The sequence below is a fragment of the Arthrobacter sp. 35W genome (assembly GCF_000482545.1).
In the GTDB taxonomy this organism is placed as follows: Bacteria; Actinomycetota; Actinomycetes; order Actinomycetales; family Micrococcaceae; genus Specibacter.
Genome location: NZ_KI519455.1, coordinates 804,461 through 816,605, shown reverse-complemented (window position 1 = coordinate 816,605; position 12,145 = coordinate 804,461). Strand labels below are relative to the sequence as shown.

Below are 12,145 nucleotides of genomic sequence, written 5' to 3'. Positions count from 1 at the left end.
TGACAAATGAACCCTGTCCTGCGTTCCCTTCCCATCTCCGGGCTGGCCGACATGCCTATCGAATCCCGGATGATCGCGACCCCGTGGAGCCGGATGCTCCGAGGCATCGGCCTGGGTCAGTACCCGATCGACTATGACCAGACCGTCGCCGGTTACATCCGGGACACCTTCGATCAGTTGGTCGCGAAAGTGTCCCCGCTGGACACCTACACGCGGTCCTGCCGCGAGCTGGCGGACTTCACGCTCAAGACTGCCGAACCGGGCAGCGACCATAGCTGGGTGGAATCCGCGGTGGATCCGCTGCTGGAATCCGTCCGCTCGGTGCCCAACGCGTACTACCGTGCCATGGCCGGAAGCATCCTCATGGACGCCTTCGCCAAACTTGGGCTGGGACCGCTCCTTACAGCGGACCGTGACTTCCCCGCGGAGGTGCTTGGCATGCTCGACGAGATCGCCCCGGACCAGATCGCGGACGACAACCAGGGCCGCCACGGAGAATACGAACGTGTCTGTGCCAGCAGCGCTGTCTTCCTCGCCCTCGGCCAGCTGGGCCTGGGCGACCGCCTGGTTGCCGCCGAACGGAACCACATCATCGAGGCGCTGGACCTGTTGGACCGGATCCCCATTCCCTACTTCTGCGGCAGGGCCGGCGGGATGCTGATGTCCGTGATCGCACTGCTCGGCTACACGGAGCATATCTTTGACGGCGATCGCGACTACATGCAGGAAGTCCTCGAATACCTGACGAGGGCCGACGAGATCCAAAACTGGCCAGCCTTCGACAACCACCTCACGATCCCCTGGAAAAAGGTCTACCCCCTCCTGACCATGCTCAACGCGGTCGCCATGTGCGGCAGGCCCGAGTACCTGACCCGGCCGGTGGACGCCTTGGCCGTGGCCAAGGAGCTGATGGGCCAGATCCCCTGGAACATCCGGGTCCACATGGCCCAGTACTACGTCATTGCCCTGCACAACCTGGGCCGCCTGGCCGAGGAAATCCCGGACCTTGACTCCTTCATGGAGGACGTCGCCGCTGTTTTGGACATCGTGGACCCTGGGGAGAACTACTCGCCACGGGGCAACGCCTACCCGTACATCATCGAACTGGCGATGATGACCGGCCGGATGGACCTGATCCCGGACGAGGCGCTGGAACGCATGGCCGATTCGTTCCCTGACCTGGACAGCCCCCTCGACCGGGAAAACCGTCCTTTCCCGGTCAGCTACGTGCTCAATATTCTCGGAGAGATCGGCAAACCAGAGCTGCTCTTCACCCCGCGGGAACGTTACGAAGGCCGTTCCGCCATCACCTGGGCCATCGACAACCTCTCCGACGACGCCCTGGTGGAAGGCGACCGGGTCTCCATGATCGATCACGCCCTGCTCAGCTACGCCCTGCGCCTGCGCGGTGCCTCCGCGGGCGAAACCGCGCTGTTCAGTGCGTTCGTGTTCCCTGACTTCGGCCCGGCCCGCTGATCTGACAGCGGCGCATTGACTACTCGAAGGTACGCCGCGTACCCACGTCAACCCTCCGTGGGCAGACAGGCCGGCAGAACCCGCCGGAACTGCTGACAGGCATCACCGAGGGGCAGCCAACATCTGGCTGCCCCTCGGTGCGCCTCCGGTCGTGGCCCCTGATTCCGATCTGCACGCAGCTCCACGATGTGCGGAGCATAGTCGTGCCTGGCGACGGCATCGGCCGCGGGCCGGTGAACCCCGGGGTTCACCGGCCCGCGGCCGATGCTGTGCGTACTGTTTGCCGGCACCTCGGCCCGACGTCGTGGGGCACGTGTCCGCGCTTTGGACCTGTAGCTGCTTCCCCGGACCAACGAAAAGTACGCGGCCCCGATGCTCAAGACCACTAGAGCGCATCTCCCAAAGCGGCCAGCCAGATGGTCATGGCCCGGCGACAACACCCCCAGGTCATCGACTAACGGGGCAGGACAGTCATACCGGACCTGGCGACCAAACCCCGGTTACCGGGGTGCCAACAAATGTAACGGGAGTGGCGGCCGTCGAATCAATCCGCGTGTCCCTGGCTTCGGGTAGTTGAGAGGGCGGTATGGATCGCGTGGAAATACTGAAGTCTGGTGTCGTAGTCCCGGGCCTTTGCCATGGTGAGGAACCTGTCGTTTCGTTCAGCTGATGCCATGAGTTTCCGGCTTTCGAGGTTCCATAGAGTCCCCAGCTGGTCGGCAAGGTCGTCCCCGATGGCGGTGCGGATGTGCCTGCCCAACAGATGGGTGGAGGCCAGGTCCTGGTCGAAGTCGGCACGCTCGAACAGGTCGGCGTCCTTCTCATAGTCGTAGAGGGAGTCGTGGAGGGACGGGCTGTTTTGGTACCACATGCAGACGTAGCTGAGGTCCCGGGCATGCTTTGTCCAGCCCAGGGCTCCCGTGTCCACCCATGCCTTGATTTTCAAGGCGGCATAGCCGGCGGCCGTGGGCACCCGAACCTCGATGCCCTCGGGCAGCCGGTACAGGTCGGCTCCGTCGAAGACTTCCTGGAAGGCGAAGACGTCCACCGTGTGTCCGTCCATGTGGGGGATGGCTGTTCCTGTGGGGTGCTCGATGCCGCCAAAGGGTATGAGGTCCACGGACCGGTTGTCGATGCGGAAACGGATCCGGGTGTCTCCCTCGGGTTCGAGATCGGTGGTGAGGGATTGGTAGGCGGAACGGTCGGCAACGGCGACGGCAATGTCGATGTCGGTGGTGCTGGCCAGCTCCGAATCAAACCCCAGGCCCTTGTGGATCAGGTCGCGTGCCGGCGCGCCTACGAGCATGATCTGCTCATCCGGTCCGGCGGCGATGCCCATGATGCTGCGCAGGACGGTGCACAGGGGGCCGAACTCATGAGCGGAAGATGCGGAGAAGTCGGTCATCGTGCTCCTTCAGGATCGAGGCGGCTTCGCGCTGTCGGGGTTCGCCGCTGGCGAGCAGATCGGCGTACACGAGGGTGCTGGGAACAGCGGGCAGGGTCCCGGCCGGTGTCGGGGCTTCGATGTCGAGACTGCCCGGGTCCGTCCAGAATTTGTGCCTGAGGAAGACATTGGGGTGCTCATCCCTGCGCCACTTGTTCTCCACTGCCATGCGGGGGGTGAACTCGTCGACGTAGATGGTCAGTGTCGATGGTTTGAGCAGATCGGGGAGGGCGCTTTCTCCGCTGACTTCCATCCCCGACGCCAAGGGCCCGTGAAGGCCCGGAGTTGATGATCTGAAGGATTCCAGGGCCAGCTTGGGGGCCAGCTGGTGGGGATAGGTGATGACCCATTGTTCGAAGAGCTCGCGTTGCCTCAGCAGTTGCGGGCCGGGCCCGAGGGAGAGGTATTCCTCCCGTTGGAGCACTTTCAGGGTTTCCTGGGCAAGGCCGACCGATACCCCGGAGAGTGTGCTGATCTCCCTGATCGTCAGGCGCGGGACGTAGGGCCAGGTCAGCAGGACGAACAGCAGACGGGATCTGCCTGCGCTGAACAGATTCACACCCGGGGCGGAAGCGCCGGTCCGGGCGTCCTTCCGCCCGGGTATCCGGCGGCTGAGGCGGCGGCCTCTGACGTCGACATAGACGTTCCCGAAGGCGATGAAGGCGTTGCCGGCCTCATCGACGAAATTCAGGTGCCGTTCCCGGTAGTCTCGGGCCTGCCGTTCGTCGATGTAGTCCTGGATGATCAGGGGCTTGGCCTGCTCTCCGGAGGGAAGGGGTCGTTGTGTCAGGGCATGATCCAGGATCATGAAGGTCTGGCGTTCGGCTCCGCGCTGCAGTGTGAGAAGCGGGTGCTCGAACGCGGGGCGGGACCAATCGGACTCTTCCGCGCGTGCGTCGATGCCGTAGCGGGTCAGATGTTGAACAACAATGGCGATGCTGCTTTCCAGCACGTCGCCTCCTCTGTTCATTTGGACTGAACATTCACTCTAATTGAATATTCATAAAAAATGAACAAGCGGGTGCTGAGATTGGGGCCTGGCGTGCGAGGCCGACGGAGGAGGGCCGGTAGGCAGCTTCACCAGGTGGACGATCCATCCTCCGCCAGCTAACCGCCTGTCTCCGACGCGACGAGAGGGTCTGCCACCGGTTTTGTTGACCGAGTCAACAAAAGCCGGGGCAGACCCCAACAGCCTCAGTTCAGGCTGCATGCTCACCGATGAGCAGTGGACCCCGTTTGACTGCTTCGAGGACGACCCGTGATTCGGCTATTTCGACGGTGCTGAGTGCACCGATGGTGTCATTCTGGAAGTGGAAAAGCGCTTCTTCGTCCTTGAACAGGGCATCGACGAGGAGCCCGGCGTGGCCGGTGGTGGCGGCGCAGTATCGGACGAGTGGATGCGTGGCAAGGCCGGAGCCGATGGTTTCGACGTCTCCGCTGTTAATGTGCAGCCATATCAGTGCTTCGACCTTGTAGTCGAAGAATTCAGGATCCACTTCGGTCCTGACCCGGAGAACGCCAACACCCAAGAGAGCATCCAGCCTCCGGCGGACGGTCTGGGAGTTGATATTGGCGTGTGAGGCGAGCATGGAAATCGTGGCCCGGCCATCCTCGCTCAATTGCTGGATGAGGGTTTGGTCGAGTTCGTCGAGGACAACCGGTCCCGGGCCGGACATGTTTCCCTGGTCGGGCAGGCCCTTGCTCAGGATCCGGATCTGGTCATCTGAAAGGAGGCCTGCCTGCCAGTCCAAGCCGATCCGATAGGGACGCAGCACGGTGCTGACTTCGAAGGATTCGATTCCGGCGATGTCAGGAAGGGTTTCCAAAAGCAACGTCCGGTGGGTTCCGGTGTTCCTGACGAGAACCAGTGCCGCGATGTCTCCGGCGCCTTCCAGAATTGAAACGGAGGAGGCGTCGGGCAGCGCAGCTATGCTCCGTGCGACCGAAGCAACTTTGCTGATTTCAGCGCGGACGCGAAGCAGCACGCCCCGAGCATGCAGCAGCTTGCTCGCATCGACATAGGTGGACACACGCACTCGACCGGTCTCAAGTAGGCTCTGCCCGCGCCGCATGACGGTCCGGGACGGGACGTCGATTGCACGGCTGATCGCTTCCCAAGAGGCCCGCCCGTTCACCTGCAAGGCATTGGCGATGATGTGGTCGAGGTCGGGGCCGTCGTGGTTGCGGGATTCCATGGTGGCTGACCTCAGCATATGATTCGACCGGCGCTTGACGGTTCAAACGCTACCATTACTTCGCCAGCACCCTGCTTTGGCGGCTATTCCAGGAAAGAGTGACTTCCGTTCCTGGTTCGGCGGCCGTGGATACAGGGGCAACTGCACGGATTTCCTGGCCGGCGGCATCGAGCACCAGAAGGAGCTCACTTCCCCGGAACACGCGCGCCGTCACGACTGCCGGGACTGTCGAGTCAAGGCCTTCGGCATTGTTCACTTTCAAATCCTCCTGGCGGATCATGAGGTTTACATCACCGCTAAATTCCGTGGGAGTGGGAACAACAGCCGATCCCAGGCGGGCCCGGCGGACACCGTCAGATGTCACGCTCAGGAGGTTCGCGGCACCAAGGAAGTCGGCCGCGAAACTTGTGGCTGGTCTGGCGTAAAGCTCTTCCGGCGTACCGGCTTGTTCCACGACGCCGCCGCGCATGAGGATGACTTGGTCAGACATGCTGAGTGCTTCGTCCTGGTCGTGGGTGACGAAGATCGTGGTCAGGCCAAGCCGTTTTTGAAGCGAGACGAGTTCAACCTGCATGTCCTCCCTCAACCGGGCATCGAGGTTGGAAAGGGGCTCATCCAAAAGGAGCAGGCGCGGGTCCCCGACGATCGCGCGGGCCAGCGCGACGCGTTGCTGCTGCCCTCCCGAGAGTTGCCGGGGCATCCGCGAGGCCAAGTGATCCATCTGGACCTGTTCCAGCGCATGAACCGCCAGCTCCCTTTGGGCGGTTTTGGTTCCATGCTGCTTTCCGCGCATGCGCAGCGGGAAGCGGACGTTCTCCAGGACGTTCATGTGGGGCAGCAGGGCATAGCTTTGGAACATCATGCTCAGCCGGCGCTTCTCCGGAGCGAGGCCTGTGACGTCCTCGCCTCCTACGGAGATTGTTCCTGAATTCACGGCTTCCAGTCCTGCGATGCAGCGCAGGAGTGTGGACTTGCCGCATCCGCTGGCCCCGAGAAGGGAAACAAAACTGCCGGACGGGGCGTGGACATCGATGCCTTTGAGCACTTCGATGTCTCCGAAGGTTTTGCGGACATCGAGGATTTCGAGATCAGCCATGTTAACTAAAGACCTTTCCAAGGCCGACGATCTTTTCGATCGCCAGGATAGAGATAGCCGTGAGGGCCATCGACATGGTCGAGACCGCCGCGACGGTGGGGGATGCACTGAATTCGAGCTGCCCGTAGATCGCCAGGGGCAAGGTCTCGAACTGGGGTGTGCGGAGGAAAAGGGCAAGCACCGCGTCGTCGAAGGAAACGATGAATGCCAGGAAGGCGCCGGCCACGATGCCCGGACGGCAGATGGGCAGAAGCACATGCCAGTACCTTTGCCACCAACGCGCGCCCATGGTGCGGGCCGCTTCCTCGGTGAAGGAATCCGATCTGGCGATAACGCCCAGTACCGTCCGGATCACGTACGGGACGGTGACAATGACATGCGCGAGGACCAGAATCCAGGACGCGGAGCCGCCCAGCACTTGCGAGACCGTCTGCAGCATCGCAATGGCGAAAATGATGCTGGGCATGGTCAGCGGGGACATCGCGATTGCTTGGAGGACGCCGGATCCAGGGATGCTGTGGCGGGCGATTCCGAGGGCGAACAGCGTTCCGAGAACTGCCGTTGCTGCCGCAGTGGCCACGGCAACTTGAAGGCTGAAGAGGAACGGTGCGATGTAGGTGGCATCGGAGAGTGCCTCGGCAAACCATTGCAGGCTGAAACCGGTCGGGGGGAAGGAAAGGAACCTGCTGGTCGTGAAAGCGGCCCCGACCACCACGGCAAGCGGGCCAAGCATGAAGACGGCAACGGCGACGAGGAAAACGCGTGAAGCGATCCTCAGGGGCAGGGGAGTTGAGCGGACCATTACTTCATCCTTGAACTTGCAAGACGGTTGGTTGCGGCGATGGTAATCAGGACGGCCATCAGCATGAGCATCGCCTGGGCAGCGGCGAAGGGAAGATCGCCGTTGACTGTGGCGTCCTGGTAGATGAACGCACCGATGACCGGCAGTTGGGCGCCGCCAATGAGGTTCGGGGTGATAAACGAACTGATCGAGAGTGCGAAGCAGAGCGTTGCACCGGAAACGATGCCGGGAAGAGCGAGTGGAAGCACCACATGCCAGAAGTTGCGAAGAAAGCTCGCCCCCATGGTGCGGGATGCTTCCTGGAGCCGGACGTCGATTCCGTTGATCACGCCCAGCACCGAAAGCACGGCGAACGGCACCAGGACCTGGACCATGGCGATGTTGACGCCGAGTTCAGTTCCCAACAATCCCTGGTGGGAATTGCTGAGCTCCAAAAAGCCTGGAATCCGGGCGAGGGGTCCGCTGGGGCCCATCAGGATCACCCAGCCGAAGGTCCTGATGACCACACTGGTCATCAGAGGGAGGATCGTCGCGATCATCATGACCACCCGGGCCCGGGCCGACAGCCGGGACATGATGTAGGCCAGCGGAACGGCAATCAGGATGGACGCGATCGTTTGGATGAACGCCATCCGCAGCGTGCGCGCCGAGGCGGTGAGGTGGACGCTGGACTCAAAGAAGTCCGAGAAGTTGGCAAGGGTGAACCCCGGGCTCCCGGTGCTGGTGAAGCTGGCTATCAGGGAGCTGGCAACCGGTATGACGAATGCTATGACGAGCAGTGCCATGACCGGCAGCACCAGGAGCCAGGGTTCAGTGCGTGACTTGTTCATTGGGCGATGGCTTCATTCCATTGTTTGAGCCAGGTTGCCGACTTTTCGCCAAAGGTGGCTCCGCTGAGGCGTTGCAGCTTGTCGAGGCTGCTTCCCCAGACGACCTTCGACTTCAGATCCTCCGGAATTTCCGTCTTCTGGTTTACCGACGAGTACGTCATGCCGCTCACAAACTTCGCCTGGACATCGGAGCTCAGGGCAAAGTCGATGAATTTCGTTGCCAGGGGAATATTGGCCCTGCCGGCAACGGCGTTTGCGGTGATGAACGATGCCATGGATCCTTCCGCAGGGAGGACAAACTCGACCGGTTGCCCGGCCTTGCGGAGGGTCTCGGCGTAGTCCTGGGCGTACGGTGCCAGCCAGATGTCCCGGGAGCTGAAGGCCTGCTGGAGATCGGAGGATGTCTTGATAACCACCGCATCGCCGGCCTTGGCTGCCTGGCCCATGGCGCTGATTCCCGGGGTTACATCATCCGCCGTACCCCCTTTGGCCTGGTTGATGGAGAGCATGCCGAGCGTGCCATAGCTGTTGGAAAGGTCCGTGAAGGCGACGTGCTTCTTGTACTTCGGGTCAAAGACATCGTTCCAGGACGTTGGCTTGTCGATCTTGTCCGTCCGGTAGGTCAGGCCAACGGGGCTGATCTGGATGACCGGCCCTTCACCCTGCTCCAATCCGGACTTCGCCGAGTCGATCAGATCAGCGCCATTGCTGAGCGAGGATGCACTGATCGGTGCGATCAGCTTGTCCCTGGCCGCGGTGGCTTCCTGGCCGCCGGAGAAAAAGACGACGTCGATCTGGGGGCTGGACTTCTGCGCCTGCAGTTGCGCCAGTGCGTCCGCACTGTACAAGGTGACCTGCTTGATGGTCACGTTGTTGGCCTTTTCGAAGGGCTTCACGACGGCGTCGGTGAAGTTCTTCTGCCAGTCCCCACCGAAGGTGGTAATGACCAGCTCGGTCGGGGCGCCCGCAGCCGAACCCGACCCGGTGCCTGGCATGCAGGCCGTGAGCGATGCCAGGACGGCTGTGGAGGTGAAAGCAATCAGTGCTGTACGACGTTTCATCGGAAGATCCTTCTTGTTCGGGAAGTTATTCGGCACGGCCGATGGTGAGTTTTTTCTGGCCGGTGACCCTGATGTCTGCCGATTCCTGGGCGAACTCGGCAAGGCCCTCGGTGATGGTGGCGAAGATGTTGACGGGGGTCCAGCCGAGCGGGCCGAGCGTACGGACGCCACGGTCGTAGCAAACACCGATTTCCCACCACTCGAATGGCAGCCCACCCATCTGGTACGGACGCTGGTAGTACCAGATGACGTCGCCGACACCAGGGATGACCTGCTGGTTTTCAAAGGGAATCGATTCCGGGTCGAAGGTCTGCGCTTCTTCGGGCAGTCCGACCATGACCTCGGGACCGGCATACATGGCGTGCATGGCGTCCATGGTCACCGGCTTTTCCAAGGCATTCCAGAGCGTCTCGCAGGTCTTGGGGGCAAGGTCGGTGTGGAAGGTTGCAATGGCGCGCGGGCCATTTTCGTACTCGAAGTACAGTTTGCGGTTCTCAGTCATGTCAGTTTTCCTTACGGGATTGATGGGTTTTGTGTGATTGGTAAGTCTGTACGGCGGTGACGAACGGAGCGATGAGGCCGATCTGGCCGGCCTGTTCCTCGGGGTTCCGCATTTTTTCCGGGTGCCATTGAACCCCTGCCGCGTACCAGGGGGTAGTCGACTCGATGCCCTCGATGACGCCGTCCTCAGCGGTTGCCATGACCACAAAGCCTTCCGGGCAGTGCGAGATGGCTTGCTCGTGGATGGAATTCACCAGCATTTCCTTCGGACTGGTTGCTTGCGGCTGGTGGACCAGGACGCGATGGCGGTGGTCCAGCTGGTTCTCGGGCATCAGCCCATATGGGTGCTCGCCACGGTGGTGCGGCAGGTCGATCACCCGGCTGCCATGATGGGCGGCCAAGAGCTGCATTCCACGGCATATCCCGAACACCGGCAGCCCTGCATTCTTCGCTGCCACCAGCAAAGCTTGCTCTGTAGCATCCCGGGGGTTGGCTTCGGCCGGCGCCAGGGACGCCGTTCCATCCGCAATCCATGAGCCCAGATCCTCCCCGCCCGTGAGCACCAGTCCGCTCACGGAGGCCAAAAGATCCGTTGCCTCCAACGCGTCGCACTCCGGGATCAGGATCACCTTCAGCCCAGCGTCCGAGATGAACTGCACATACTCCGTGCCGAGGGTGTATAGATCCGTATGTTCACCCAAGTAGGTGGGGAGTTCCCTGCGCCATACCGTCATGGCAACGGTGGGCCGGCTAGACATCGAGGTTCATCCAAACGGATGTCGTGTCGGTGTACTTCTTCAGCGCGTCCGCACCCTTGTCGCGGCCAAACCCGCTCTCCTTGACTCCGCCGAAGGGGAAGCGCATGTCGCCTTCCTCATAGCAGTTGACCCAGATCACCCCGGCCCGTAGGGATCGGGTGACCCGGTGGATGGTGGAAATATCATTGCTCCAGACCGCGGCGGCCAGGCCGTACCGGGTTCCGTTGGCTACCTCGATGGCTTCCTCTTCACTACTGACCCGGATAACGGAGAGCACCGGACCAAACACCTCTTCACGCCCAATGCGCGATGCAGGGTCTACATGGTCCAGAACGACCGGGGCGAAGTAGGAACCGCTCTCCAGCCCTTGGACGACAGTGCGGTCAGGGCTTCCAGCCATGAGGCTTGCGCCTTGGGCGAGGGCGTCAGCAACCTTGGCTTCGATTGCTGCCACCGATGCCGCACTGGCAATCGCGCCGAACACGGTTGCCTCCTCCAGGGGATCGCCCGGCTGCATGGTGGCAGCCACTTCACAGGCTGCCGCCACAGCCTCATCGGCATCCTCTTCCAGCACGATGAGCCGGGCCGATGCGCTGCACATTTGGCCCTGGTTGTAGAACGCTGCCCAGGCGGCAGAGGACGCTGCTGCTTTGACATCGGCTCCCGGAAGGATGATGGTGGCGGATTTTCCACCCAGCTCGGGCCATACCCGCTTCCCGTTGGATTCGGCACTGTATTTCAAGAACGCCCGGCCGGTCGCGGGCGAGCCGGTGAACGTCAGAACATCGACATCGCCATGACGGCCAAGGGCCTGCCCTGTGACGGGACCACGGCCGTTGATAACTCCGAGGACACCGTTGGGGAGCCCGGCCTCGACAGCGAGGGCAGCCAGCTTTAATGCGGAGAAGGGCGTCTGCTCGGACGGTTTCACAACGACGGAATTCCCCACTGCCAGGGCTGGGGCAATCTTCCACGTCAGCATGGTCAACGGGAAGTTCCACGGAACCACGGCAGCGACCACACCTGCCGGCGCTTCGAAAGAGTAGGCAAAGGCCGAGCCTTCGTTGGCGAGAAGCGAGTGCGTGACCTTGTCGCACAGCTCCCCATACCACCGCAGGCATCGCTCCACCGCAGCAACTTCAACATTCTGGGCATCCATGAGCGGCTTTCCCATCTCCAAAGAAATGGTCACCGCCAGATCCCGGGCATTCTGCGCCACGAGATCGGCCCACTTCTTGAGGACGATCCCACGGTTGGCCGCCGTGGCCTGCGCCCATCCAGAGGATTCAAACGCCCGGCGGGCAATCGCCACCGCCTGGTCAACATGTTCGGGCCCGGCCGAGTCAATCGACCCGAGCGTGGATCCGTCGCGCGGGCTCGTTACGGGGACCGATTCGGCACCTTCCAAAGCGGTGATTCGCCCATCAAGGAAGGCACCCTCTGAAAGATCAAGATCACTTTGGGGGGCATGCCCGGCTGATCGAAGAGACATCATTGTTCCTTTGAGGCGAAGATTGTGTGGCGTAGTTCACGTTCAATACATTGTGGCACATCCGCCACATATACGCAATCAACTACCGATGCTCGCCTAACTTGACGGTATTACTCTATAAATCCGCCACTCTTCAAGGTCTTCTTCATCACGAACGAGGACGTGTTGGTGGACCGCAAGGGCAAGGGTAATGGCAATGGTGAAGCCGTGATTGCTTGGGCGTTGTGGGCACCTAACCGCCCTGCGCAGGCTCCCCGGTTTCGGGGGAAGGGCCTGGTCGATGACAAACTCCGCCGCATCGCATGAGCATCCTCGCCAAAATTCCGCCGGTCAGCATCCCCCGGGCATTTCTGGAAGGCGGAACCAGGGCCTTCGAAACGCTGGGCGGCATCCTGGATAGCGACATCCGCCACGACTCACAATCCACTGCGTCGGCATCCCATCGGCCGGGCGCCCCAGGGTGAAACCTCTGGATCGGGCAATGACAGCG

The 12,145-nt window shown here is 61.8% G+C and carries 12 protein-coding genes; 2 read left to right on the top strand and 10 right to left on the bottom strand.

Going from position 1 to position 12,145, the window contains the following annotated elements; translation table 11 throughout:
- Positions 1-6: 6 nt before the first annotated feature.
- On the top strand, positions 7-1,476 hold the full coding sequence (locus K254_RS0115890; RefSeq protein WP_026556207.1) for a hypothetical protein: 1,470 nt from the start codon (positions 7-9) through the stop codon (positions 1,474-1,476).
- Positions 1,477-2,020: 544 nt separating this feature from the next.
- Here K254_RS0115890 and K254_RS0115885 read toward each other — a convergent pair.
- The 10 genes from K254_RS0115885 to K254_RS23585 form a co-directional block, all read right to left on the bottom strand.
- Entirely contained in the window at positions 2,021-2,881 is an 861-nt protein-coding gene (locus K254_RS0115885) for a hypothetical protein (RefSeq protein ID WP_026556206.1), read from the bottom strand.
- Positions 2,850-3,872 carry a type IV toxin-antitoxin system AbiEi family antitoxin gene (locus tag K254_RS0115880; RefSeq protein ID WP_026556205.1) on the bottom strand — a complete coding sequence of 341 codons (1,023 nt, stop codon included), beginning with the start codon at positions 3,870-3,872 and terminating at the stop codon, positions 2,850-2,852. Before K254_RS0115880 ends, K254_RS0115885 begins: the two co-directional genes overlap by 32 nt.
- A 247-nt stretch (positions 3,873-4,119) precedes the next feature.
- A complete protein-coding gene (locus K254_RS24920; protein WP_196810979.1) occupies positions 4,120-5,115 on the bottom strand; it encodes an Lrp/AsnC family transcriptional regulator in 996 nt (331 codons plus the stop codon).
- A 55-nt stretch (positions 5,116-5,170) separates the two neighbouring features.
- Complete coding sequence (locus K254_RS0115870) at positions 5,171-6,211, bottom strand: ABC transporter ATP-binding protein (RefSeq protein ID WP_026556204.1); 1,041 nt, start codon at positions 6,209-6,211, stop codon at positions 5,171-5,173.
- Between the two features lies 1 nt (position 6,212).
- Positions 6,213-7,013, bottom strand: coding sequence for an ABC transporter permease (locus K254_RS0115865; protein WP_026556203.1), 801 nt, complete (start codon positions 7,011-7,013; stop codon positions 6,213-6,215).
- Positions 7,013-7,843, bottom strand: coding sequence for an ABC transporter permease (locus tag K254_RS0115860; RefSeq protein ID WP_026556202.1), 831 nt, complete (start codon positions 7,841-7,843; stop codon positions 7,013-7,015). Before K254_RS0115860 ends, K254_RS0115865 begins: the two co-directional genes overlap by 1 nt.
- A complete protein-coding gene (locus tag K254_RS23600) occupies positions 7,840-8,904 on the bottom strand; it encodes an ABC transporter substrate-binding protein (RefSeq protein ID WP_051389288.1) in 1,065 nt (354 codons plus the stop codon). The genes K254_RS0115860 and K254_RS23600 overlap by 4 nt, the downstream gene beginning before the upstream one ends.
- 25 nt (positions 8,905-8,929) lie before the next feature.
- A complete protein-coding gene (locus K254_RS0115850) occupies positions 8,930-9,406 on the bottom strand; it encodes a DUF3830 family protein (RefSeq protein ID WP_026556201.1) in 477 nt (158 codons plus the stop codon).
- Position 9,407: 1 nt separating this feature from the next.
- Complete coding sequence (locus K254_RS24915; RefSeq protein WP_026556200.1) at positions 9,408-10,163, bottom strand: gamma-glutamyl-gamma-aminobutyrate hydrolase family protein; 756 nt, start codon at positions 10,161-10,163, stop codon at positions 9,408-9,410.
- Positions 10,156-11,655 carry an aldehyde dehydrogenase family protein gene (locus tag K254_RS23585; RefSeq protein ID WP_051389287.1) on the bottom strand — a complete coding sequence of 500 codons (1,500 nt, stop codon included), beginning with the start codon at positions 11,653-11,655 and terminating at the stop codon, positions 10,156-10,158. The genes K254_RS24915 and K254_RS23585 overlap by 8 nt, the downstream gene beginning before the upstream one ends.
- Before the next feature lie 302 nt (positions 11,656-11,957).
- Between K254_RS23585 and K254_RS25785 the strand changes: the two genes are divergently transcribed.
- A complete protein-coding gene (locus K254_RS25785; RefSeq protein WP_155848595.1) occupies positions 11,958-12,119 on the top strand; it encodes a hypothetical protein in 162 nt (53 codons plus the stop codon).
- The last annotated feature ends 26 nt before the right edge of the window (positions 12,120-12,145 follow it).